Raw genomic sequence first — 25,131 nt, forward strand, 5'->3', positions numbered from 1 at the left:
GCCGGGCACCGAGCACCGACCGTCGAGCACCGGGCACCGAGCATACCACCAACCGTCGAGCACCGAGCATCGACCGTCGAGCACCGGGCACCGAGCATACCGCCAACCGTCGAGCACCGAGCATCGACCGTCGAGCACCGGGCACCGAGCATACCGCCAACCGTCGAGCACCGAGCACTGACCGCCGGGCATCAAGCACCGAGCACCGAGTATCGACCGTCGACCGCCGGGCACCGAGCATACCGCCAACCGTCGAGCACTGAGCATACCGTCGAGCACCGGGCACTGACCGCCGACCGCCGGGCACTGACCGCCGACGGCCAGCACCCTGTACTTTAGTCGGCCTGCTCCGCCAGCTTGCCGTATTTGCCCGGCGGGATGCCGGTGATGTTTTTGAAGGTGCGGATAAAGTTGGCATAATCGTTGAAGCCGGTCAGATAACAGGTGTCGGAGACAGAGGTGCCGGCGGACAGGAGCTGCTTGGCTAAGGTGATTTTTTTGAGCAGGACGTAGCGGTAGAGGGTTCCCCCGGTCTGCTGCTTGAACATATGGCTGAGATAATATTTATCAAGACCCAGCTCGCCGGCAATCTGCTCAAGTGTGAGGTTCAGCTGCAGATGGCCGTCAATGTAGCTCATGGCCGCCTGAATATGCGGTGAAATAACGCTGGTTACATCAGAGCGGGTACGGGTGTACAGCTCACTTACAAGCACCAGAATCTGGATCAGATAAGTCAGGGCAAGCACCTCGCTGCCGTATTTTGGCTGCTCCACCGTTTCAATCAGGCGCATGGACAGCTCCAGATACTCGCTCAGCAGCGGCTCCTCCATATGCGCAAGATTGTGCTCACCGGGCTGGCGGTTCTGGAAGCAGGCGAGCAGATTAGTTGTTGCCGTGCAGAAGGGATAGATCTGCGGGGCCCGGAAATGAATGGTTAGCCGTTCATACGGCTCTTGGGTCTGATTGATGATTTTGTGAATTTCATGGTTATTAAAAATCAGCACATCCCCGCGCTGTAGCGGATAGCTGTATTGCTCTACGAATCCGTTCACCCTGCCGCCCAGAAACAGGAAGATTTCATAATGATCATGGATATGAAAATCACGGGTCGGAGAGACCGGCGAATTGCCGATTCCGGCCAGAATATCCCCCTGAAACGGCTGATAGTACTCGGAATGCTTCATTCCTGCGGCCCCTTCCGATTCATCACAATAAACGCAATAAAACCTTATTAATCGCAAAGACATTGCAATAACTCAACAGTAAACTATAAAGAGAGATTGTGCAAATGAAAGGAAGAGCGCTTACATGAATACTATGGAGCAGCGTAAATATTGGTTGGATACTTTACTGCAGATCGGACATCCGGTACTGGATGCCTTGAGCCGCAGACGTTTAAAAGAAGAGCTTCCTACGGAATTTCACGCTGACCGGAGTCAGTTTGCCCATTTGGAGGCTTTTGCCCGGCTGGCCTGCGGAATGGCTCCATGGCTGGAGCTAGAGGGGCTGGAGGGTGAAGAGGAGCAGCTTAGAGCCCGCTATGCTGGTCTGATGCTGGAAGCGATAGATGCCGGTACCGACCCGGCTTCCCCGGATTATATGAACTTTAAGACTGAAGGCCAGCCGCTGGTGGACGCCGCTTTTCTGGCCCATGCGCTGGTACGGGCGCCGAAGCAGCTCGCGGGTTGTTTGGACGGCCGGGTCAAGGCTAATGTAATTACCGCGTTAAAAGAAACCCGGCGCACCGCGCCCAGCGGCAGCAACTGGATTCTGTTCAGCGCCATGGTGGAAGCGGCCCTCTACATTCTGGGCGAGCCGGAATACGACCGGATGCGTGTAGGCTATGCCATGCACATGTTCATGGACTGGTACAAGGGAGATGGCGTCTACGGGGACGGCAAGGATTTCCACTGGGATTACTATAACAGCTTTGTCATTCAGCCGATGCTGGCGGATATAGTTACGGTGTTTGAGCAGGACTCTGCGCAGTATGCGGCGCTGAAGCCAGTTATTATGGAGCGGGCCCGGAGGTATGCCACCGTGCTGGAAAAGATGATTGCCCCGGACGGAACCTATCCGTTCACCGGGCGGTCGATTGTGTACCGCTTCGGCGCTTTTCAGCTGCTGTCGCAGGCTGCGCTGCAGCATTTTCTGGAGGATGCGCTGCCTCCGCAGCAGGTACGCTGCGCCCTGACAGCTGTTATCAGACGGACGATGGATTTCCCGGGAAATTTGGACGGGGAAGGCTGGCTGCGGCCGGGAGTCTACGGCTATCAGCCGGATCTTGCCGAAAGCTACATTAATACAGGCAGTCTCTACTTATGTGCCTCTGTATTTCTGCCGCTCGGCCTACTGCCCTCCGATCCCTTCTGGGCGGAGGAAGACATGAAATGGACCTCGGCGAAGATTGCTGACGGCGAAAATGTAATGAGGGATCAGGCAATCGGTAAATAATGCCGGTAGCAGACAATGGTTTAGACACAGCTTTACCGTCTGATGGAGGAGGAGCACATGAGCAAGCAGGAGCTTTTTGAAAGAGTAATTCAGTTCAAGCCTGCAGATCTGGACTGTTATTATCCCGGAAGCAGCCAGGAAACGTTCTGGAGAACTGCAGCATCTGCCGGTCATCTTGAGCAGGACATTGCAGAAATCCGTGCAGAAGGGGAGCGGCTGGGAAGCCAGCCCATTCCGGAGCTGACCCCTGAGCTGTTCTCTGTGTTTGCACGCACCGGCTCACGCCTTGAATATGAGCGGGTGTATTTTGAACGGAGAAGAAGGCTTAACACTTATGTATTCCTGGCACTGCTGGAGCCTGACAATGCACAGCATCTGCAATATGCGGAGGAAATGCTCCTGGCGGTATGCGGCGAATACACCTGGTGCCTGCCGGCGCACGTTCCCGGAGGGCATGAAGCTGCGGAGATTAACCGCTATATTGACCTCTTCTCAGCCGAGACCGGCTTTACGCTGAGTGAAATTTCGCAATTACTGGGGGAACGGCTTCCGCTGCAGCTCCGGCTGCGGATCAGGCAGGAGACGGAAGACCGGCTGTTCCGGCCTTTCATGGAGCAGGGACCCTATGAATGGGAGACGGCCCGGCACAACTGGGCAGCGGTCTGTGCCGGCTCCATCGGTGCCGCCGCGCTGCTATCTGTAGAAGATCCGCAGGTTCTGGCGGAGATTCTGCAGAAGACAGAAAGCAGCATGCACTGTTATCTGGAAGGCTTCGGGGATGACGGTGCTTGTCTTGAGGGGCTGGGCTATTGGAATTACGGGTTCGGCTATTTCACTTACTACAGTGATCTGCTCCGTTGCCGCAGCGCAGGGGACCTTGACTGGTTCAAGGTACCCAAGGTGCAGCGGATCGCCCGCTTCCAGCAGCAGTGCTTCATTGACGGCAGCCTTACCGCCAACTTTTCCGATTCACTGCCCCGGGTGCGTGTACACATGGGATTGTCCCATTACCTCGCCGGCGTATATCCCGGAGATGTTGAATGCCCTCCGGCGGAGCTGCGGGCTCCGTATACCGAGGATCATTGCAGCCGGTTCGCACCGGCGCTGCGCAATCTGATCTGGAAGCAGCCCGGCACGGGGCAGAAGGACTGGCCGGCGGCCAGCGCCTACCTTCCCGATGCCGCCTGGCTGCTGTCGCGGCATGTCTCGCCGGCCGGTACCTTTGGTTTTGCGGCCAAAGGCGGCCATAACGACGAGCCGCATAACCACAATGACCTGGGCCAGTTCATTCTGACCGGCCGCGGTAAGGTGTACGCTGCCGATCTGGGCAGCGGGGAATATACGGCCGGCTACTTCGGCGACGGCCGTTACGAATATGACTGCAACGGCTCCCAGGGTCATTCGGTGCCGGTTATTAACGGCCGGTATCAGCAGGCCGGCCGGGAGTTCAGTGCCGCTGTAGTGCACGCGGCAACGGACGGGGCTGCGGATGAGCTGACGCTTGAACTGACAGCCGCGTATGAGGCTGAAGATTTGCAGTCACTCACCCGCACCCTAGTCTGGCACAAGGAAGAACTGCCGCGTTTGGAGCTGATTGACAACTACCGCTATGCGGGGGTCCCGGAGAGCTGGACAGAACGCTTTATTACATGGAGACAGCCGGAGGTGTTATCTCCTGGTGCGGTGCTGCTGCCGGGGCAAGACGGCGGCGGAGTACAGGTGACCTATGATCCGGCAGCAGTTGAACTGCAGATTAATGAGCATATGAACCATGGTCATTTCGGGCAGAAGCAGGTATGGCACAGTCTGGACTTTCAGGCTGTCCGGCCCGGCAGCGAAGGCAGCTATGCTTTTACCTTTCAATTTATATAGAAGAAACACAATCATACAAGCGAAGGCGGGAATTTAGGATGAATATGACAGCACAGCCTGCATGGGTGGAAGCAGCCTGGACCAAAGCACTTGAGAAGACCGTAATCAACAGCCGGAGCATCGGCTCTGAATTTCCTCATGCGAGCCACGGCGGTAAATACGATCTGGCGGCACCCCACTGGTGGACAGCCGGCTTCTGGCCGGGCATGCTCTGGCAGCTCTATGCCGGGAGCGGAGACGAGAGCCTCAAGGCGGTTGCCGTGGAATGTGAGCAGCGGCTGGATGAGGTGCTTGACGGCTATGTCAAGCTGGATCATGATCTGGGCTTCATGTGGATATTGACCAGTATTGCGAACTTCAAGCTGACTGGTTCTGAGGTCTCGCGTACCCGGGCTTTGAAGGCGGCTAATTACCTGGCGGCACGCTTCAATCTGAAGGGCCGCTATATCCGGGCCTGGAATCCGTGGCGTGAAGGGGAAGACAACAGCGGGGTTGCCATTATCGACTGCTGCATGAACATGAGCCTGCTGTTCTGGGCATCCGAGACGACCGGTGATCCGCGCTACAGACATATCGCGGAAGCGCATATGGATACAGTGCTTGAGCATTTTATCCGGCCGGACGGCTCGGTCTATCATATTGTCGACTTCAATCCGCACACCGGCGAGGTTGCCGAAAAACGCGGCGGCCAGGGCTATGCACCGGAATCGGCCTGGTCGCGCGGCACAGCGTGGGCGATCTACGGCCTGTCGCTGGCTTATCATCACACCGGCTATGAGCGTTATCTGAACGCAGCCCAGCAGGTGGCGAATTTCTTCATCACCCGGCTGCCGGAGGATCATGTTCCGCATTGGGACTTCCGCGCTGCGGGCGTAGTCGGAGACCTCCGCGATACCTCTGCCGGTTCATGTGCAGCGAGCGGGATGCTGCTGCTGGCCGGTCAGGTCACGGCTGCGGAATCACATGTGTACCGGAGTGCCGCCCTGAAAATACTGGAGTCGCTTTACAGCAACTACGGCACCTGGGACAATCCGGAGGAGCAGGGGCTGCTGCTGCACGGCACAGGCAACTACCCGGAAAACGGGAACATCGATGTCCCGCTCATTTACGGTGACTTCTTCTACGTAGAGGCACTGGCCCGGGTGAAGGAAGCCGGACCCTTCTACTGGGAATAGGGGAGAATCAGGATGACAATGGAACACAGACCCGCGGCTTCCGCTGCAATACAGGACAATCCGCTTATCACCCGTCAGGATCTGGTACAGGCGCTTGAGCAGCTTACCGCTCCGCTGCAGCCCTTGTATAGTCCGGGCGGAGCACGCCTCAGGGCCGGGAAGACAGGAGCCAGCTATCCGTCAGCCGTAGCGGAGATGGAAGGCTTTTCCCGTGTATTGTGGGGGCTGGTGCCGCTCCTGATGGGCGGCGGAAGCAGCCCGCTTCTGGATACCGTGCTGGATGGCATCCGGCATGGCACCGATCCTGCACATGACGAATATTGGGGCGATGTGGCTGATTACGACCAGCGGCTGGTAGAGATGGCGGTCTTCGGCTTCGCTCTGGCTGCGGTACCGGAGCAGATCTGGACGCCGCTTGCTGCGCAGGAGCAGGATAACCTGTATAGCTGGCTCAATCAGATCAACGCCCATCCCTGCTATGACTGCAACTGGCTGTTCTTCAATGTGCTGGTCAACGCAGGCTTCAAAAAGCTCGGGCTTGCCTATGACAGAGAGCAGCTGGAGACGAACCTGCAGCGGATGGACGCATTCTATCTGGGAGAAGGCTGGTACAGCGACGGGGTCAACGGGCACAGCGATTACTATGTGCCGTTTGCGATCCATTATTACGGGCTGCTCTATGCGAAGCTGATGGAGCAGGAGGACCCGGAGCGTTCAGCGCTGTTCAAGAAAAGAGCAGAGCTGTTCGCACCCCAGTTTATCAGCTGGTTCGCCCCGGACGGCTCCGCGCTGCCATACGGCCGCAGTCTGGCGTACCGTTTTGCCCAATCGGCCTTCTGGAGCGCATATGCCTATGCAGATGTAGAAGGAGGCTACCCCGCCGGGGTGGTTAAGGGGCTGGTGCTGCGCAATCTGCGCTGGTGGTTCAGCCAGGAGATTTTTGACCGGGATGGCGTGCTGACAATCGGCTACACCTATCCGAATCTGGTGATGGCGGAGAATTACAATGCGCCCGGATCACCGTATTGGGCGCTGAAGACCTTCCTGCCGCTGGCGCTGGGCGAGGAGCACCCGTTCTGGAAGGAAGATGAGCTGATGCTGCCGGAGCTTCCGGCAGTGTCAGTCCAGCAGCCGGCGCATCTGGTTATGGTGCGTAAGGCGGGACATGTGGCCGGCTTCAACAGCGGGCATTTGTATACGAATGAACATACCCATACCTCGGCTAAGTACGAGAAATTCGTGTACTCGACCGGCTTCGGCTTCAGTGTGCCCCGTGCGGAGTGGGGATTGTCCCAGGGAGCCTTTGATTGCATGCTTGCCCTCAGTGAGAGCGGGGATAACCTGTACCGGGTCAGAAGGCGGAACCTGAAATCAGAAATCACGGACAATGTGCTTCACTGCGTATGGAAGCCGTGGTCTGATGTGGAAGTCAGCACCTGGATTGTCGCCGGACTCCCGTGGCATATCCGGGTACACCGGATAGCAGCGGGACGGGCGCTGGACATTGCGGAAGGCGGCTTTTCCCTTGGCCAGGAGGCACAGCGCGGGCAGTTTATCAGCCCCGCAGGCGCAGCTGCATGCACGGACTGGGGAGCTACAGCGATTAAAGGACTGCTCGGATATGCCGGTCCCACAGGTAAGGCAGAGCTGATTATGCCGAATGCGAACACGAACCTGCTCAGGCCGCGCACCGTGCTGCCTACCTTGACGGCATCGCTTGAGCCGGGGGTGCATTGGCTGGTGTCGGCGGTCTATGGTGATCCGCAAGCCAATCCATTTATGGATAGCTGGAGCCGCCAGGCAGCCGCTATTCTGGAGCAGCAGCCGGAGTCCAGCCTTAATGTAGTCATTGAGCAGCAGACCATCACGGTACTCACGGCCGATAGCCACAACATGCTTATCCGTATGGACTAAGCTTTATATTTCTGGTAAAAGGGCTGTCCCGCGCCATAACATGGCGCGGGACAGCCCTTTTTGCCGCTACAAATGTTTAGACAGAGTATTGAGGGAGGCAGCCGTCAGACCGGCGGGTCCGGTCGTCCCCTTGATCACATACTTTTTGGGTGTGGTCAGGCTGAACTCCTTGAACTCTTTTATGAAATGATTCTGATCGAAATAGCCCAGTTCAAAGATCTGCTCCAGCGTTTGCTTATAATCCTTCAGCTCCAGCAGCTCCAGTACATGCTGAAAGCGGATAATGCGGCTGAACAGCTTCGGGGAGGCTCCGATATACCGCTCAAAAGCCTTGATCAAATAACGGCTGGAGTACCCGGTATCCTTCGACAGGTCATTAACATGCAAGGTGCCGCGGCTGCAGATAATCTGATCAGTCAGATAGGCGATCAGGCGCGGAATTTCCAGCTGAGGCCCTATGTAGGTTTGATAGAAGCCCTCAAAGGCCCTTACCCGCTCATGAAAGGTCTTCCTTAGGGCCACCCGTTCCAGCAACTCTGCTGCATTGGGAATGACATCCCCGACGGGGATTTCCAGTTCACTGAATTCACCAACAGGGTAGCGGAAGAAATGCTCTGCATAGCCCGGCAGAAACCGGATAACAAAGTACTCGCACTCTGAACGGACAAAAAATCCCTGTCTGCCCTTGAACAAGGTACCGCAAATATTGGCTGACGGGGCGTCCGGATAGCAGCAAATTACGAGGCTCATGCAGCCCTCGGGAATGACAAACATCTGATTGACGTTTAAGTCATCCATATAGAAGCCGTAGAATTGAATGCCGCCGCCGAAGGGATCGGTTAAGGAGGGCAGATATTCGGAATAGGACCGGAGCGTCTTTACAAAGGCTGGCTGGAAGGGACGGTAGAGGATGGATGGCCTTGTTGGCAAAAGCATATAAAAGAAACCTCCTTTTCTCTCAAAACCTATTTAGCCAATATGAATAATAAGTATTAAAAGAGATATTCACATTAAAACGAGTAGCGGCGCTCAAGTCAAGTAACGAAAATGTGAACGGAGGTTCCGATTTTTACTATAAGTGGACTCCTTATCAATCTATAATCAAATAAACCGATGGGCTTGGTCGGATATATTAAGGGATTGCAGCCAATCCGCACGGGATTTATCCGCTGGGGCCTGAGGAAGAGGATTTTACCGCTCCCCACGGGCGGGCACATTTAAAAGGAGGGTATTCCAGATGAACAAGACAACAGAGACACCGGCAGAAATTGCTGCGGGTGGTTCCTTTGTAAGATAGGCTAACCGTTTCTCCGCTTCCTTCGGTGATCGTCCCGGTGAGCTTCCGGTAGAACCCGGCCGGTACCGGCTGATCTGGTCGGCAGCCTGCCCGTGGGCGCACCGCGCAGTGATCGTGCGGCGTCTGCTGGGCCTCGAAGAGGCGATCAGCCTGGGTACTGCAGATCCGCTCCGGCCGGATCTTCCACACCCGGACTGGGCCTTCACGCTGGATGAGGACAGCAGGGACCCGGTTCTGGGCATCCATTATCTGAGTGAAGCCTACCATGCGGCTGACCCGGATTACCGCGGGCGTCCCACAGTGCCGGCAATTGTGGAGACGGCAACCGGCAAGGTAGTACATAACGATTATTTTAAGCTGACCAATGATCTGGAGACGGCCTGGGCTCCGCTGCATAAGCAGGGTGCACCGGATCTCTATCCGCTGCATTTGCGTGCGGAGATTGATGAGCTGAACGGGAAGATTTTTGACGATGTGAATAATGGCGTCTATAAAGCCGGCTTTGCCCGCTCACAGGAAGCCTACGAAGCAGCCTATCATACCTTATTCGCACGGCTGGATGAACTAGAGGAACGTCTGTCCAGAGGGCGTTATCTGTTCGGGGACCAGCTGACAGATGCGGATGTCCGGCTGTATACCACGCTGGCCCGTTTTGATATTGCCTATTACACCGCCTTCCGTGCGAACCGGCAGCGGCTGGCTGATTACAACCATCTATGGGCATATGCCAGAGATTTGTATCAGACTCCGGGCCTTGGAGATACAACGGATTTTACAGCGATTAAGCAGCATTATCATTTATCTATACTGATAGCGGCTGAAGGGTCCAACCCTTACCGGATCTTGCCCAAAGGGCCGGACCTGAGCCGGTGGAATACTCCCCATGGACGCCATAGCTGAAAGGAAGGAACGGGATGACGGCAATATACAGAGTAGATACAGTCTGGCAATTAGCCGGTGTCTATGAGGTCAGGAATAAGACCTTTGTGCAGGGGCAAGGGATACCCAGGCATTTGGAGTTTGATGAAACGTACGGCGTGCAGTATCACTATCTGTTACTGGAGGAGAATGAGACGGCGGTTGCCACGGCGCGCATCAATCTGACCCATGCGGATTACGCCAAAATTGAGAGAGTCGGTGTCATTCCTGAATACCAGCAGAAGGGCTACGGCCGGATTCTTATTGAAGCGGCGGAGAGCTGGATCAGCGAGCTGGGTATACACAAAATTGTGATTACGAGCCAGCAGAAGGCAGTGGGCTTCTATGAAAGTCTGGGATACACGGCAAGGCCGGATATCAAGCTGAGAGCCTCATCTATCCCGGTTGTCTATACTGAAAAAATACTTCACTGAAAAGAGGTAGGAACCTATGCCGCAAGAAAAAACCGTCCTGAACACCCGGGTTGTAAACCATGAAGATGCCCATGAGATTACCAAAGAAGGAGCGTTTAACCGTCAAAAAAACCGTTTTGCTACCCCCTTTGGCGATCAGCCGGGTGAGCTGCCTGTCGAAGCGGGACGATACCGCCTGTTATGGGCCGAAATCTGCCCCTGGGCGCACCGTGCAGTCATTGTCCGTGAGCTGCTGGGCCTGCAGAACGTGATTAGTCTGGGGACTGCCAGTCCCGTCCGTACGGAGAACGGCTGGGAATTCTCGCTCGACGAGGGCGGAGTTGATCCTGTGCTGGGCATCCGTTATCTGCCGGAGATCTACGCAGCGACCGATCCGCACTACAACGGGCGGGCAACAGTACCGACGGTGGCTGATGTAACTACGGGAAAGGTTGTGAACAACGACTATTTCCGGCTGACGAACTATCTTGAAACAGCCTTCAAGCCTTTTCATAAAGAGGGTGCGCCTGATCTTTATCCGGAGGAGCTGCGCGCAAGAATCGACGAGTTCAATGACATCCTGTTCCATGAGGTCAACAACGGGGTCTATAAGGCCGGATTTGCCCATTCCCAGGCAGCCTACGAGCAGGCCTATGATGTGTTGTTTGCCAGACTGGATCAGCTGGAGGAGAGACTCGCGGGTCAGCGTTTCCTTTTCGGCGACTCCATCACTGATTCGGATGTCCGTTTCTACGTTACTCTGGTGCGTTTCGATGCTGCCTATTATTCCGTCTTCCGCACGAACCGTAACCGGATCATAGATTTTCCGAACATCTGGAACTATGCAAAGGACCTCTATCAAACCCCCGGCTTCGGGGATACAACAGACTTTGACTCTATTAAAAGAGGCTACCAGCTCGGCAATCATGCCGACAATCCGAATCAGCTGCTGGCCAAAGGCCCGGACGTGTCGGTCTGGAATCAGCCGCATAACAGAGACAGGTTTGCTAAACAAACCCTAGATTGAACTAGAAAACTTATTGTAGTCACGTCTAAGCCGGAAATAGCTTTACTAGTTCAATCCATACCAAGGAGGAATATTCAATGACTACTAACCACGTGCGTGTCCGTCCCAAGGAGACCGAGCATGAGATTAATGGGCAGGGCTACTTTGTGCGGCAAAAGAATCATTTCACCACCCCCTTCGGCGAAGGGGAAGGCAAGCTTCCTGTGGAAGCTGGGCGTTACCGCCTGATCTGGGCCAAGGGCTGCCACTGGTCGAACCGGGCCTCCATTGTCAGAGAGCTGCTTGGTCTAGAGGATGCGATCAGCATCAATCTGGTGGGCCGCGGCAAGCATGAGCAGAATCTGGGCTGGGAGTTCGTGTATGACGAAGGCCAGAAGGACCCGGTGCTGGGCGTGCAGTTCCTGAGTGAACTCTATGCCAAAGCCGACCCGGAGTATAAAGGCAGACCGACGGTGCCTGCGGTAATCGATGTTACAACCGGCAAAGTTGTCAATAACGACTATGTCTGGCTGACCAACTATCTGGAGAAGGAATTCGCCCCGTTCCATAAGGCGGATGCACCGGATTTGTATCCGGAGGAGCAGAGAGCGGACATCGATAAGTACAATGATTATCTGTTCGACAATGTGAACAATGGAGTCTATAAGGCGATGTTCGCCCAGTCCATTGAAGCGTACAACGATGCTTTTGAGCATTTGTATGCCGCGCTGGATCAGATAGAGGAACGTCTGGCGGACAACCGGTTTTTATTCGGCGATTATGTCACTGACTCTGATGTGCGTCTGTTCGTCACACTGGCCCGGTTTGATACCTACTACTTCAAGAATCTCGGTCCGCTGAGAGGCCGCATAGTCGACTTCAAGAACATCTGGGGGTATGCGCGTGACCTGTACGCAATCCCGGCGTTCAAGAACAATACCTATCTGCGGGACTTGGCAAAAGCAAACGGCGATAAATCAGTGATTTTCATAGATTACAATACACGCTTCTGGGATCAGATCGATTATGAAGGCCTGTGGTCGCAGCCGCATACCAGACAGGAGCTCAGCAGTGACCCGGAGCAGAAATTCAAACTAAAATAACAGATCATTAGGGGGATTATACAGATGAAGACATGGAGAAAGCTTGGACTAGGGATTACGGCGGCAGTGCTGCTGGCAGCAATTGTGGCCTGCGGAAATAACACAAATTCCGGGGCGGCGGCCAATTCAGGGGCAGCTGCGGACAAATCTTCGGCAAACAACGAGAAAATTACAGTTAATATTGCGACAGGCGGCGCACCTAAACCGTTCTCCTATGTGAATGACAAGAATGAGCTTGACGGATATGATATTCAGATTGTCAAAGCGATTTTTGAAGGACTGCCGCAATATGAAGTGAAGCTGGAAAAAACCGAATTTCCGTCCATCTTCGCAGGCCTGGACTCCGACCGTTATCAGATCGGCGCGAATAACTTTGCCAGCAATGCGGAGAGAAGGGAGAAGTATAATTACTCCGATCCGATTTTCAAGAACCAGTTCGTGATTGCCGTTGCGCAGGACCGGGAGGACATCAAGTCCTTTGCCGATCTGGAAGGGAAAACAACCGAGGTCAGCCCGAGTGTGAACTATACCGTTGCCCTGGAGAACTATAACAAATCAACCGCCAAGACGCCGGTTAATTTGAAGTACACTGATGCTGAAATGGCTGTGACTCTGCAGAATGTAGAGAGTGGTGTGAGTGACTTCAACCTAATTGATGCGGCGATGCTGCAGCTCTACATTAATGAATTCGGACTGAAGCTGAAGGCGATTCCGCTCTCCCAGGAGGATACTGACCGGATCGGGGTTCCTTACAGCTACCTTATTCTCAGCAAGGGCGGGAACAGTGACCAGCTATTGCAGGATGTTAACGGACGGATCAGGGCGCTGATTGAGGACGGTACGGTTTCGAAGCTTAGTGAAGAGTATCTGAACGGCGATTTTGCCCCTGAAGTGCAATAACGGGACAGCGCCATGCCAAATATCTTTGATGTTGAGCTGGTCTTTACCCTCATACCGAAGCTGCTGGTCTATCTGCCGGTTACCCTTCAGCTTACGGCCGTTTCCATGCTGGCGGGGCTCCTTCTGGGGCTGCTGCTGGCACTGATTAAGATGAAAAAAATTCCCGTCCTGTACCAGCTGAGCGCAGTGTTCATTTCTTTTATCCGGGGAACGCCGATTCTGGTCCAGCTGTATCTGTCCTACGCCGGGATTCCGCTGATTCTGAAATACTACAATTATTATCATGAGACCGGCTATAACGTGAATTCCATTCCCTCGATTTTCTATGTGCTGCTTGCCCTCTCACTGAATGAGGCGGCCTACAGCTCTGAATTTATCCGGGCTGCCCTGCAGTCTGTGGACAAAGGACAGATTGAAGCGGCACATTCACTGGGCATGACGTACCCGCAGGTGCTAAGACGGATTATTCTGCCTGAGGCCTTTATCGTGGCCCTTCCTATGCTCGGCAATGCCTTGATCGGCCTGATGAAGGGAACCTCGCTCGCCTTTGTCTGCTCTGTGGTGGAAATTACTGCACAGTCGAGGATACTGGCCGGGAATAACCTGCGGTTCTTCGAATCCTATTGCTCGCTGGCCCTGATCTACTGGGGCTTGACGATTATTATTGAGCAGGCGATAGCACTGCTTGAGAAGCGGCTGGATATTGATTTTAAAAGCCTCCGCAAACGTAAGGGGGATGTGATCCTTGATTGAGATCCGCGGGTTAACGAAGTCTTTTCATCAGCATAAGGTTCTGGATCATATCGATCTTAGCATTCAAAAAGGGGATGTAGTCGCTATAATCGGCTCTTCCGGTGCTGGAAAATCTACGCTGCTGCGGTCCGTCAATCTGCTGGAGGTGCCGGATGAGGGAACGATCAGAGTGGATAAGCTGCAGGTCGATTTCGCCAAAAAAAGCAAGCCGGATATTCTGGCGCTGCGGAAAAGTACGGCGATGGTCTTCCAGCAATTCAATCTGTTCCGGCAGAAGACGGCACTGGAGAATGTGATGGAGGGGCTGCTTGTTGTCCGCAAAATTCCGAAGGAGGAAGCGCGGAGGACGGCTGAACTGCACCTGGCGAGCGTTGGCCTGGCGGACCGGATGCATCATTATCCCAAACAGCTGTCCGGCGGGCAGCAGCAGCGTGTCGGTATTGCAAGGGCGCTCGCTATGCAGCCGAAGATTCTGCTGTTCGATGAACCGACCTCGGCGCTGGATCCCGAGCTTGTCGGTGAGGTGCTGGATACGATCCGGAAGGCGGCGGAGGAAGGCAATACAATGCTGCTGGTCTCCCACGAAATGAGCTTTGTCCGCAAGGTAGCTACCCGGGTACTGTTTCTGGATCAAGGGGTGATAGTGGAGGACGGAACGCCGGAGGAAGTATTTTCGCATCCGAAATCAGAGCGGACCCGGCAGTTTCTGGCTAACTATTACCGTGATCAGGAACCGGAATTCACCATTTGATAAAGAGGGACTGCAATGACGTACACCTACCGGAGCTGGGGTTCCGAAGGATGAAGACGGGGCTTGCGCTGTACCATCCTGACCGGATCTCCAAGCTGGCCGGAATGGGGTTTATCTGACCTTTCAGCTACAAGTAAAAACCACAAGACAGCCCGGCGGTTGTAACCGGCCGCTGTCTTGTGGTTTTTAACATACCTCTGTGTTTAAGGTTTAGGAAAGATCGGTTATTTATCCGCCAGGAAGGCCATCAAGCTGCTTCTGCTTCTCAGCCAGAATATCCTCCAGCTCGTTTTTCTTCTCCTTATCATACCATTCCAGTGCTTTTGCCGGATTAGTCAGGCTAATGAGTCGTGTTAAAGCATACGTTCAGAATCTCCGAAATCCTCTGTTTATGACCTTCATTGTCAAAAGCCGAATTATCCGCCTTATGCTTGGCGATGGTCAGGCTGCTGTAAATTTCAGCTTCCAGCTGTTGGCGTGCTTTCAGTACCTGGAGCGTTCCTTCTATACCCGAATACTGGTGCTGCGCACCGTAACCCTGGTTTGTATAATACTCAAAGAATCCCTGTGACCATTCAATCGGGCGTTCCCGGACAGCCTTGTTAAAGGAGCGGTCAATATCATTCTGTGTAACGTAGATCAGCAGCGGGTGAAGCGGCTCTATAATGGCAGCGATCTCAGTTACGTAGCTGGTGACAGTCTGCCTGTCAGCACCATATTTAATCATTCCCACCGTTACGGGATTCTGGATGAAGCAGCAGTCAAAAATATAGGTGTCCTGTCCATCCGCAGCTTCTGCAGCGAATTTCCTCCACTTGTCTGTAATGAGCTTTCTATTGTCATCGAGCGGAATCTCATAAATATCTTTTTGGACAACAGCCTTCAGCAGCTCATCCGGGAACTCTGTCCCAGCCTTTTGTTGGAGCTTGCGGTATTCCAGAAAGCAGCGCCCATCCCGGCGGATGATATGATCATTCAAGAAATCTTTATACTTATAAAAGCTGCTCTGCAGCTCTGCAAATTCATGCTCCTCAAAACAGGAAACCCCGTCATAATCAGCAGGGTGATCCAGATTTCCTTCGAGAAATAGCCGGGCACTGATCTTCTTTTCTGTCAGCAGCTCCTGAACCAGTGCAGCGGTTGTTGTTTTGCCTGAGCCGGGCAGGCCTTCAATTAGAATTAATTTGGATGTCATACTCAGATTCCTCCATTCGGATTAAGTGTAGGATTAGATGCGGGCAAGCCGAATAGAACAGTATAAATACTGTTTTCGGGCAGGCATAGGCAATGTTAATCGTTACAGAGTAATCCACATGATCAGTCGGAGGCTCCTTTGCATACAGCTCTGCGTTTCAGCTTATCATCTGGCAGAGCCGGAGACAACCGCCAATTCAATAGTGCTGCTGCTCCTGCCGGATACCGTTTGAAAAAAGCCGTGCCGGGTATTAAGGGTGTATCAGGAAAGAAGGAGGTGTGAAGCCATGAATAAGGATCTGCCGCCCGAGCTTCCCCCGCAGATTGTTCCCGAGGTTGACCCGGAGCGGATACCGGAGCCGAAGCCGGCCGATATTCCGCCAGAGGTGGTTCCCCGTGAACATCCGGAAATCCCGCCAGCTGTCCCGCCGGAGGTTCCGCCAACGCAGCCGCTGTAACTGTGTTTTGAGCTGTGCGTGACTGGCTGTCCCAAGGCTGCTAAGGAACCGGAGGCAGCCCCTTATAATAACTCCTGTTCAGTTCTGGTCTAACGACAAGGACTGGAGAGGGGTTATTTGTCTGGAGAATTCTGCTAAAACCCAATACAACCACTTAATCTGGCTGCAGCAATGCCGATAAAAAATATACAGCCTGTTTACATTCTGTTTGCATTGTTTGTTTACACTAAGCTTGACTAAAAAGACGGAGGTAGAGAGCTTTTGGAATTGTTTGAATACATATTGCTGATGCTGGCGGCGCTTGCCGTATCTAATCTGGTGAACCGGTTTATACCGTCGGTCTCTGTGCCGATTATCCAGATTGCGCTGGGGGTGGCGATTACGCTGCTGCCCCTGCATTTCGAATTAACGCTGAATCCGGAGCTGTTCCTGCTGCTGTTCATTGCTCCGCTGCTGTTCAATGACGGCCGGCATGCCGATAAGGAGGCGCTCTGGAGTCTGCGGAAGCCGATTCTTCTGCTGGCGCTTGGGCTTGTCTTTGTAACGGTCGGCATTGTCGGTTACTTCGTGAACTGGCTGCTGCCGGTTATCCCGCTGGCTGCAGCCTTTGCCCTGGCGGCGGCTTTGGCGCCGACGGATGCAGTTGCGGTAGGGGCGCTGGAGCAGAAGGTCAAGATTCCCCACCGTACAATGCAGCTTCTGGAGGGGGAATCGCTGATTAATGATGCATCGGGTCTGGTCTCCTTCCAGTTTGCGGCTGCCGCGATGGTTACGGGAATGTTCTCATTCCGGTCCGCCGGGCTAAGCTTTCTTGCCATTTCACTCGGCGGCGTGGTGCTCGGACTGCTGCTCACGCTGATCAAATACGGTGTAGTCAAATGGCTGCGCAGGCTGGGAATGGAGAATGTTACCCTCCATATGCTGATTGAGATTCTGACACCTTTTCTGATCTTTCTGGCGGCAGAGGAGCTGGGGGTCAACGGTATCCTGGCTGTAGTTGCCGCCGGGATTGCCCATTCCTTTAATTATAAAAAAATGAATCCCGAAGTCGCCAAGCTGCGTGTAGTTTCCAAAAGCACCTGGTCCGTTATCATCTTTGTGCTGAACGGCCTGGTCTTCCTGCTGCTCGGTACACAGTTGCCGGAGATTATTCAGACCATATGGAACAGCCCGGAAATCGGCAATGTGAGGGTGATTCTGTATACGCTGCTTCTTACACTAGCTGTACTCGGCCTTCGGCTGATCTGGGTGCTGCTGATGAAGGTGCCCGGAGACGGAGGAGCAGGGCACAGCCCGCGTGCAAGCAGATTCAGAACTGCACTGATTCTCGCACTCTCCGGTGTACGGGGCACCATTACACTCGCGAGTACATTGTCACTGCCGTTTTTTCTGGATGACGGCACGGCCTTTCCGTCCAGGGATCTGATCATTTTCCTGGCATCCGGCGTTATCCTGTGGACATTGCTTGCCTCCAATTACCTGCTGCCGCTGCTTCTCGGGGCAGAGGCAGCGGCGGCGCAGGAGGAAGAGGAGACACAGGCTAAAATAGAGATTCTGCGAAGTGTGGTCGCCGGTCTGAATGATCTGTCCACGGAGCAGAACCGGCTGGCCTCCGTCCAGATTATCAATACGTATACTTCAAGAATCCGTATGCTCCGCAAGAGTGACCGAAAGGATGAAGTGCAGCGCTCCCTGGGCCTGCAGGTGATGAAATGGGAGCGGGAGAACACACTGCAGGTGCTTGAGCGCAAGGAGGTTGACCCTTATACCGGTTACAGATATTTGAACCGGATTAACCGCCTGCTGTTCATGCATACGCGCGATGCCCGCTATAAACGGGAGCTGTTCCCGGTCAAGCATTGGGATGAGGTGGTCGGTATTCTGCAGCAGGCACGGCTCAGCAGACGCGAAAGACGCGCCGAGCTCAGCCGGCTGAGAATCCGCAACATTACCTATGTGCTTGAGCAGCTGAAAGGCCCGTTGCTGGAGGACGGGCCGGATATCGAGACGGTCAGCTCGTTCATCCTCCAGTATGAACGGATGCTGCTGCGGCTGACGCGGGGCGAAGCCTATTCCGGCAGCCGGGAAGATTATGACGAATCGATCCGGGAGCTTGCGCGGATTGGTATTCAGCTGGAGCGCGATAGCCTTCAGGCGATGTTCGAGAGCGGCAGAATATCCCGCCAGGGTATGAAGGAAATGAAGCGGGACATTCTGTTCATGGAGCATGATCTGCGCGAAGAGGCAGTATAACGGCGGAGCCTGCCGGTTCCCGTCACAGGATGGACAGCCCGGCGGCCGTCATCAGGAGGTATAGACCGGACCGCTGTCAGCTTCACCAAGCGTCCGGATCTCGATAATTTCCATAGCGGCTGCAGCTCTGATTCCATGCTGCTCATCGCGGCCGAATGCAATGAAATCACCTGCTGTTACCGCCATAAGCATTCCGCTTTGCTGGAGCAAGCCATGCCCGGAGATAATTCTCCAGTGCTTACCGGAATGTTGACCGGCAGCTTCAGCCAGCCCGTGATCCGGCAGGATACACAGCTTAACTGTCAGTATCCGGTCCGCACCGCTGGATGCCTCATCAAGTACGGTGTAGCTGCCCCAGCCGGTCTCCCCGTATCTGGGTGCTGCTGAATGCTCCTGCAAAACCGTTTTAATTGCATTAGCCTCATGGATGCCGGCAATCAGAATGCCTTCCGGACTTGCAGCGGCGATAATGCCGGGTACGCCAATCACATGCAGCGGAATGTCTAATGCATTGACGATTACAGAATTCTGCGATTCTCCCCATATGCCGCCATGTCCGGTAACCATCCGTTCCAGCTCCGACGTCAGGGCAGCCCAGCTTCCGAGATCGCTCCATGCTCCCTCATGCCGCAGGACTACAGCCCGGCTGCTGCGTTCGGCAATCTCCTTGTCGAAGCTGCGTACCGGCAGGCCGGAATACAGGCCGGCAAAAGCATCGTGCTCAGCCGGCAGGCCCATCTGCGCCAGCTTGGACAGCATGAAGCTTACCCGGAAAGCAAATACTCCGCAGTTCCAGAGAGCCTGCTTACGGATCAGCTCTTCCGCCCGGCTGCTGCCGGGCTTTTCTGCAAAAGAAAGCACCGGGTCGCAGCCTGCGGAACCGCCTGTCCCGGGGACAATATAACCGTACTGGTCAGACGGATAGGCGGGCCTTGTCCCAAGTAAAGCAAGCTCGGCGCCGGAAGCTGTCAGCACGCCGGCAAACCGGTGGAATAACTGGAAGAAATCATCGTCCGCAAACATATCAGCCGGAGCCACGCATACCGTGTCCTCCGGCTGTGCTTTTCCTGTCGAACATAAATGGAGCACTCCGAGTGCGGCTGCCGTAAAAGTGCCTCGTTTATAGGGCTCCCCGATGACCGGATAGGTGCTGCCGGTGTAGCGCCGGACAAGAGCCTGCTGATCCTTATGGGCCACGAACAGGGCAGACCCGCCCAGTCCTGCCTCCGTGAGCTGGCGGCATACCCGGCTGAGCATAGATTCTGTGCCTCCGTCCGGTGCAGGGAGCAGATTAAGAAACATTTTGGACCGGATCTCCCCGGAGAGCGGCCACAGCCGCTGCCCGGAGCCGCCGCAGAGCAGAATGGTATGTTGCATACGTTAGACCTCCTTAGTGCCGGCCGGGCATGGAATAGCCCTTACGCTGATGGAAAGACAGAGAACGGTAGGTGCGGGCCAGCTTGCGGATCTGTTTCTCATTCAGGCTGGCTGCCGGACTGTGCAGGGATTTATTGTTGGCGCTTCTCAGCAGCACCGAAGCGCGGCTGTGGCTGTATACATAGTTGGCATACGTCTCATACTCGGAGAAGCCAAATTGCTTTTTCTTATTGATGCTGCGAATGATGGCTGCATGCCAGGGCAGGCCGTGCCGTGCTTCAATGCCATGTTTTAAAGCGGCCAGCTTCTGTTTTTCAAACAGCATGTAATGGGTCACAAAAGACCTGGGGGAAGGGGCGGTGCTCCCGAGCAGCTTCCGGTACGTACGGAAATATTCCGGCTGGCTCCAGTCCCGGCAATAAAAGACGGTTCGGCCTCCTGTGCGGAAGCGGTGGGGGCGGATCAGCACGGTATCGGCGTCAATGACCAGAAAAAAGGCCTCGCGGCAGATGCGGTCTCCATTCATTTTCAGCAGCTGCTGGTACAGCCAGCCGGACCGGTTCCAGCGTGGGGAGGAGTATGGGATGTCTCGTTTGGTGAACGGCAGCACAGTGGTTTCATCGACAAAAATACAATTTTTGCGTGCACACAATGCTTTGATTCTGCTGCCGGCCGGTGAGACGATGTAGATATGACTGATCGGATGGCGGACATAGCGGCGCAGGCTGTCAATTACAAAAGGGAGGGTCGCCAGATCCTTTTCAATAGCCGGGATCAGGACGTCGATAGGGGGCCCGCTTACCGCGCTGCCTGCTGAAGGTGCTGACATGGGATTCATCTCCGTGTGTGAATTGACACGTTAGCGTCTGCACTAAGGTATGCCTTGCAAGCTGACGGTGACAGGGCAAAAGCGACTATAAAGATAATGCGCCGCCACTGGACAGATGGTTCATTCAACCGGAGCAGCCGCAGCATAAAATGCACTGTCGTGTATATCAGGGGAGGCGGACTGTCTTACCCGGACAGGAGAGTGCAGATGTGAAGGTGAAGAAGGCAGATCCTCTGCAGAGTAAATGGTATAAGACCAGGCTGCTGCAGCAGAGCGGTTTCATTAAGCGCTATATTCCGGACACCCGGAGATTCAGCAGAAGCAACCTGGAGCAGATGATTTACAGCTATGGAATGATCTATGTCAAGCCGGAGCGGGGAACGTACGGGAACGGCGTAATCCGGGCTGAACGGGGAGAACGCGGGGGCTTTACTTACCAGTATGAGGAGACGGTCCGCCAGTTTGATACGTTCGAAGCCTTCCATAAAAGTCTGGCGAAGAAAGCAGGCCGCAGAAGATATCTGATTCAAAAGGGGATTCATCTGCTGAAGCATAACAGCCGCCGCTTTGACATCCGGGTGATGGTGCAGGTAAGTCCGAAGGGAGCCTGGGAGGCTACCGGCATTATCGGCCGGCTGGGCCATCCGCGCAAAATTGTTACGAACTACCACAGCGGCGGCAAGCCGATGGCTGTCGAAGCACTGCTCCAGAGCCATTTGTCCACACACCGGCTGGCCCAGCTGACAGAGGAGTTGAACACGCTTGGTGTGCGCATGGCAGCCCATATGCAGAAGACCTACCCGAAAATTCATCAGATTGGTGTGGATGTAGGGCTGGACCGGTCGCTGTTCCCGTGGATTATTGAAGTGAACATGATGCCCGACCCGTACATTTTCAATCAGCTTAAAGACAAATCCATGTATAAAAAAGTGATGCGGTACCGGCGGGCACAGCTGATGAAGTCACAGTAAACAAGCAGGCGGTTCTATAGCATATGAAAAGAGAGCCCAGCGGCTGGTTTGCCGTCTGGGCTCTCTTTGGATGCGGTGCCGCCCCGGGAGGTACAGAGTCACGGTAAAAGTACCGTTGCTTCTGTACATTCCCCCTCGGGCAGCGCTCCGCAGCTCAGGCGTTCTCCGTCACAGCCTGCTTGAGCGGCCGGCCGGATGCTGAGCCTGCGGACGGCCCGACCTTCTTGATGAAGAAGGAGAGCAGCAGGCCAAGGATGCCAATGCCTACGATAACCAGGTAGGCATCATTAATTCCCTGGATGGATGCTTCCATAATCATATGCTCCTGCGTGCCGCCCTGAGCACCGCCTGCAGCCAGCATCTCCTTCATGTGCACGGTTGTGCGGCTCGTCATTACTGTAACCAGCAGAGAGGTTCCGACAGCGCCGGCAACCTGTCTTGTTGTATTGGAGATGGCAGTGCCGTGCGCATTCAGCTTTGACGGCAGCTGGTTCAGGCCGAGAGTCTGGATCGGCATCAGCAGCAGCGCCATCCCGATCCGCCGGCCGGTAGACATCAGCACCAGATAAGTGAAGCTGGTCGAATCGGTCAGGTTCACGAAGCCGAGCGTTGTGAGGATCATGATGAGCAGGCCGGTGACAGCCAGCCATTTTGCGCCGAACCGGTCGAACAGCTTACCTGTAACCGGCATCAGAAGCCCCATAATGAGCGCACCCGGCAGAAGGAGCAGGCCGGATTCCAGCGCAGTGTAGCCGCGGGCGTTCTGCAGATAGAGCGGCAGGAGCATCATATCCGCGTACATTACGATTGTAACGGCAACGCTGATAAGCGTGGTCAGGCTGAACATGTTGTATTTGAAGGCGCGCAGATCAAGCAGCGGATTCTGTGAAGCCAGCTGCCGCCATATAAACAGGGCAAGCGCAACAATTCCGGTTCCCAGTGCCAGCAGAACCTCGCCGCTTGACCAGCCGCTGCCGGCTGCCTGGCTGAAGCCGTACAGCAGCATGCCGAACCCGGCGGTGGACAGGACTACACTGAGCAGGTCAATTCTGGGATAAGTCCGCTCAGATACATTGCGCAGATAGAGGAATCCGCAGACGATGACGATGAGCGTCAAAGGAATCATACCGTAGAACATAGTCTCCCAGCTGTAATGCTCCAGAATATATCCGGCCAGTGTCGGACCGATTGCCGGCGCAAATATAATCGCCAGCCCGACCATGCCCATCGCCGCGCCCCGCTTTTCCCGGGGGAAAAGGGCCAGGATGACATTGGTCAGCAGCGGCATAATAATGCCTGCCCCGGCTGCTTGAATCATCCGCCCGGTCAGAAGCACGGGGAAGCTTGAGGCGAGCGCTGAGACAACCGTCCCTGCCAGAAAAACAAACATTGAGGTCTGGAACAGCTCACGGGTAGTGAACCGCTGCATCAGGAAGGCCGTAATCGGAATAAGTACCCCGTTAACGAGCATATAGCCAGTAGTCAGCCATTGGGCTGTTGCTGCGGTAATGCCGAAATCCTTCATTAGCCCCGGAACAGCAACACTCATAACCGTCTGGTTCAGCGTCGCCAGAAAGGCACCCAAAATCATGATGAACAAGATGGGGCCTTTTTTTATAAAATTATTATTTTCTGTTACTGTACTCATTTCGAGCCATCCTTTCCTATTACCCACACTGCATGGACTTAATTTACACAGTGTTGTATAGTTTACAAAGCATAAAACATATTATAGTTGAAAAATTCGTGTAATCAAGCAACGTTTTCAGAAAATGTGTAAAGTAATTGACGGTCTCTTGAGGACTGTAGTCTAACTTGATCATATGAGACATTTTTATGTGAATTGTAGTTTGATTTTAAGGTGAGGGAGTGAAGAGAACAGGATGGATAATGAAACGCAACGTATTGATCCCCGCGTACTGCGCACGCGCCAATTGCTGAAGAATGCACTGATTGAATTGCTGGAGGAAATGGATATTGAGAAGATTTCAGTAAACCGTATTGCTGAGCGTGCGGGGATCAACCGGGTGACCTTTTATCTGCATTACCGGGACCTGCCCGATATGCTGGAGAGAATGGCGGATGAGATGGTGGAGGATATTTATAAGGTGGTAAGCAGTCATCCCGAGCAGGCTTCAGGGGAGGAGTGGCCGCTGCTGGAGAGCCTGCTGAAGCATATTGAGGCTAATTCGCGGCTGTATAAGGTTACATTGACCTTTAGGCACAGCACGATTTTTACAGACAGGCTGGTAAAATTGATCGAGGATATGATTACGTCGCGGCTTGCACGCCAAGGGGGGGATCCGCAGTCAGCTGTACAGCGGGATATTGCGCTCTGGTACGGCTCTGCAGCGCTAATCGGCACTATTGTCAAATGGCTGCGCAGGGATATGCCTTATACCCCTGCGTTCTTAGCCAGACAGATTACGCTGCTGCGCTCGCGATAACCGCGGCTAGGCCGCTGAGGTCCGGTCTGCCGGATGGCTGACTTTGGAGCGCCGGCCGAGGATGAAGCCGGCCAGTGAAGCGAGCAGCTGCTGGAATACCATGCCGAGAACTACCGGCACTGCGACCGGAGCCGGGAAATAGGATACGGCGAGGACGGCACCGGCGCTGATATTGCGCATGCCGCCATTGAAAATCAGCGCGACCTCGTCAGCTTCATTCCAACGCAGTATCCTGGCGGTCAGGAAGCAGAGAACATAGCCGGTGGAGGCCATGAACACGATTACGGCTGCCAGCCCGACCAGCTTAAGGTCAATGTTAGCCAGATACGGCGAGATAACCGACCCGTTAATCATAATGACAACCGCCATGAACAGCTTGGAGAAGGGATTCAGGCGCGGGCTCCAGACGGGGGCGACTGCACCCTTGCTCCATTCATTGAGTGCCATTCCAAGCAGCGAAGGCACTACAATCATCCAGAAGAGGCTGCTCATCATCGCCCATGTATCCATCTCCACGCTCGTTCCGATCAGTACAGACAATACCCCAGGGACAATAAACGGGGCAAGCAGGGTATCAATAAGAATAATGGAGAGGGTAAGGGCGGTATTGCCTTTATAGATGCTGACCCAGATAAAGCTGCTGATCCCGGTAGGAATGACAGCGGCCAGTACCAGGCCGGTAATGGTAAAGTGATCTGTATAATACAGCAGATTTCCGAGCCCGAAAGCGACCAGCGGCATCGCAATATGCAGGATGAACAGACAGACGAACAGGGGCAGCGGTTTTTTGAGTACATTTACGAAATCCTTGACACCAAGGCTGATGCTCCCGGCAAACGTCATAAAAGCAAACAGCCAGGGGGATAAGTGAGTATAAGGGGTCAGGGCGCTGCCGCAGAGCACCCCGGTAAGCACACTAAGCGGCGTAATTAACGGCATCATCCGGTTAAGTATGCGGTTCAGCTTGAGAAGCATGTTATGACATCCTTTTTCAGTAGGGTTCCCTTATTATACACCTTTTGCCGCATCGTGCATGTGAGACTATG

22 protein-coding genes are annotated in these 25,131 nt (G+C 54.4%); 15 read left to right on the forward strand and 7 right to left on the reverse strand.

Going from position 1 to position 25,131, the window contains the following annotated elements:
* Positions 1 to 335: 335 nt before the first annotated feature.
* Positions 336 to 1,184, reverse strand: a complete 849-nt coding sequence (locus tag BN3772_RS04375) for a helix-turn-helix transcriptional regulator (protein WP_052380377.1) — start codon at positions 1,182 to 1,184, stop codon at positions 336 to 338.
* A gap of 124 nt (positions 1,185 to 1,308) precedes the next feature.
* Here BN3772_RS04375 and BN3772_RS04380 point away from each other — a divergent pair, with 124 nt between their 5' ends.
* Genes BN3772_RS04380 through BN3772_RS04395 form a run of 4 tightly spaced genes read left to right on the forward strand, consistent with a single transcriptional unit; the run spans position 1,309 to position 7,415 of the window.
* The gene (locus tag BN3772_RS04380) at positions 1,309 to 2,454 is read left to right on the forward strand and encodes a DUF2264 domain-containing protein (protein WP_425280416.1); all 1,146 of its coding nucleotides are present in this window, start codon (positions 1,309 to 1,311) and stop codon (positions 2,452 to 2,454) included.
* Between the two features lie 57 nt (positions 2,455 to 2,511).
* Positions 2,512 to 4,326 (forward strand): heparinase II/III family protein, encoded by a 1,815-nt coding sequence (locus BN3772_RS04385; protein WP_042197077.1) that lies wholly within the window; start codon positions 2,512 to 2,514, stop codon positions 4,324 to 4,326.
* Between the two features lie 38 nt (positions 4,327 to 4,364).
* Positions 4,365 to 5,501 carry a glycoside hydrolase family 88 protein gene (locus tag BN3772_RS04390; protein ID WP_042197079.1) on the forward strand — a complete coding sequence of 379 codons (1,137 nt, stop codon included), beginning with the start codon at positions 4,365 to 4,367 and terminating at the stop codon, positions 5,499 to 5,501.
* An 18-nt stretch (positions 5,502 to 5,519) separates the two neighbouring features.
* Positions 5,520 to 7,415: a DUF2264 domain-containing protein gene (locus tag BN3772_RS04395; protein WP_052380388.1), complete on the forward strand. Its 1,896-nt coding sequence runs from the start codon at positions 5,520 to 5,522 to the stop codon at positions 7,413 to 7,415.
* 66 nt (positions 7,416 to 7,481) lie between these two features.
* On the opposite strand, the gene BN3772_RS04400 is transcribed toward BN3772_RS04395, so the two are convergent.
* Entirely contained in the window at positions 7,482 to 8,351 is an 870-nt protein-coding gene (locus BN3772_RS04400; protein WP_042197082.1) for a helix-turn-helix domain-containing protein, read from the reverse strand.
* A gap of 433 nt (positions 8,352 to 8,784) precedes the next feature.
* Between BN3772_RS04400 and BN3772_RS04405 the strand changes: the two genes are divergently transcribed.
* The 7 genes from BN3772_RS04405 (at position 8,785) to BN3772_RS04435 (ending at position 14,556) form a co-directional block, all read left to right on the forward strand.
* A complete protein-coding gene (locus BN3772_RS04405) occupies positions 8,785 to 9,612 on the forward strand; it encodes a glutathione S-transferase family protein (RefSeq protein ID WP_341872563.1) in 828 nt (275 codons plus the stop codon).
* Positions 9,613 to 9,626: 14 nt separating this feature from the next.
* A complete protein-coding gene (locus BN3772_RS04410) occupies positions 9,627 to 10,064 on the forward strand; it encodes a GNAT family N-acetyltransferase (protein WP_042197083.1) in 438 nt (145 codons plus the stop codon).
* A gap of 16 nt (positions 10,065 to 10,080) precedes the next feature.
* Positions 10,081 to 11,070, forward strand: a complete 990-nt coding sequence (locus tag BN3772_RS04415; protein WP_042197091.1) for a glutathione S-transferase family protein — start codon at positions 10,081 to 10,083, stop codon at positions 11,068 to 11,070.
* 77 nt (positions 11,071 to 11,147) lie between these two features.
* Positions 11,148 to 12,152 carry a glutathione S-transferase C-terminal domain-containing protein gene (locus BN3772_RS04420; protein WP_042197093.1) on the forward strand — a complete coding sequence of 335 codons (1,005 nt, stop codon included), beginning with the start codon at positions 11,148 to 11,150 and terminating at the stop codon, positions 12,150 to 12,152.
* Positions 12,153 to 12,176: 24 nt separating this feature from the next.
* Positions 12,177 to 13,052, forward strand: coding sequence for a transporter substrate-binding domain-containing protein (locus BN3772_RS04425; RefSeq protein WP_209443618.1), 876 nt, complete (start codon positions 12,177 to 12,179; stop codon positions 13,050 to 13,052).
* A gap of 12 nt (positions 13,053 to 13,064) precedes the next feature.
* Positions 13,065 to 13,805 carry an amino acid ABC transporter permease gene (locus BN3772_RS04430; protein WP_042197097.1) on the forward strand — a complete coding sequence of 247 codons (741 nt, stop codon included), beginning with the start codon at positions 13,065 to 13,067 and terminating at the stop codon, positions 13,803 to 13,805.
* Entirely contained in the window at positions 13,798 to 14,556 is a 759-nt protein-coding gene (locus tag BN3772_RS04435; protein WP_042197098.1) for an amino acid ABC transporter ATP-binding protein, read from the forward strand. Before BN3772_RS04430 ends, BN3772_RS04435 begins: the two co-directional genes overlap by 8 nt.
* A gap of 340 nt (positions 14,557 to 14,896) precedes the next feature.
* Here BN3772_RS04435 and BN3772_RS04440 read toward each other — a convergent pair whose 3' ends face one another.
* Positions 14,897 to 15,751, reverse strand: coding sequence for a P-loop NTPase family protein (locus BN3772_RS04440; RefSeq protein ID WP_042197100.1), 855 nt, complete (start codon positions 15,749 to 15,751; stop codon positions 14,897 to 14,899).
* A 286-nt stretch (positions 15,752 to 16,037) separates the two neighbouring features.
* On the opposite strand from BN3772_RS04440, the gene BN3772_RS30850 reads away from it, so the two are divergent.
* Complete coding sequence (locus BN3772_RS30850) at positions 16,038 to 16,208, forward strand: hypothetical protein (RefSeq protein ID WP_167336649.1); 171 nt, start codon at positions 16,038 to 16,040, stop codon at positions 16,206 to 16,208.
* Between the two features lie 261 nt (positions 16,209 to 16,469).
* Complete coding sequence (locus BN3772_RS04445) at positions 16,470 to 18,461, forward strand: Na+/H+ antiporter (protein WP_042197102.1); 1,992 nt, start codon at positions 16,470 to 16,472, stop codon at positions 18,459 to 18,461.
* Between the two features lie 51 nt (positions 18,462 to 18,512).
* Here the strand turns inward: BN3772_RS04445 and BN3772_RS04450 are convergent, their stop codons facing one another.
* Positions 18,513 to 19,838 carry a sugar phosphate nucleotidyltransferase gene (locus tag BN3772_RS04450; RefSeq protein WP_042197104.1) on the reverse strand — a complete coding sequence of 442 codons (1,326 nt, stop codon included), beginning with the start codon at positions 19,836 to 19,838 and terminating at the stop codon, positions 18,513 to 18,515.
* Between the two features lie 13 nt (positions 19,839 to 19,851).
* The gene (locus BN3772_RS04455) at positions 19,852 to 20,667 is read right to left on the reverse strand and encodes a DUF6492 family protein (RefSeq protein WP_042197107.1); all 816 of its coding nucleotides are present in this window, start codon (positions 20,665 to 20,667) and stop codon (positions 19,852 to 19,854) included.
* Positions 20,668 to 20,876: 209 nt separating this feature from the next.
* Here BN3772_RS04455 and BN3772_RS04460 point away from each other — a divergent pair, with 209 nt between their 5' ends.
* A complete protein-coding gene (locus BN3772_RS04460) occupies positions 20,877 to 21,638 on the forward strand; it encodes a YheC/YheD family protein (protein WP_042197109.1) in 762 nt (253 codons plus the stop codon).
* 154 nt (positions 21,639 to 21,792) lie between these two features.
* On the opposite strand, the gene BN3772_RS04465 is transcribed toward BN3772_RS04460, so the two are convergent.
* Complete coding sequence (locus BN3772_RS04465) at positions 21,793 to 23,286, reverse strand: DHA2 family efflux MFS transporter permease subunit (protein WP_042197112.1); 1,494 nt, start codon at positions 23,284 to 23,286, stop codon at positions 21,793 to 21,795.
* Positions 23,287 to 23,521: 235 nt separating this feature from the next.
* Here BN3772_RS04465 and BN3772_RS04470 point away from each other — a divergent pair, with 235 nt between their 5' ends.
* Positions 23,522 to 24,085, forward strand: a complete 564-nt coding sequence (locus BN3772_RS04470; RefSeq protein ID WP_042197114.1) for a TetR/AcrR family transcriptional regulator — start codon at positions 23,522 to 23,524, stop codon at positions 24,083 to 24,085.
* A 6-nt stretch (positions 24,086 to 24,091) separates the two neighbouring features.
* Here the strand turns inward: BN3772_RS04470 and BN3772_RS04475 are convergent, their stop codons facing one another.
* Positions 24,092 to 25,060, reverse strand: a complete 969-nt coding sequence (locus BN3772_RS04475) for a bile acid:sodium symporter family protein (RefSeq protein WP_042197116.1) — start codon at positions 25,058 to 25,060, stop codon at positions 24,092 to 24,094.
* Between the last annotated feature and the right edge of the window lie 71 nt (positions 25,061 to 25,131).

Origin of the sequence: Paenibacillus camerounensis, from assembly GCF_000723885.1 — a bacterium.
GTDB lineage: Bacteria > Bacillota > Bacilli > Paenibacillales > Paenibacillaceae > Paenibacillus_AQ > Paenibacillus_AQ camerounensis.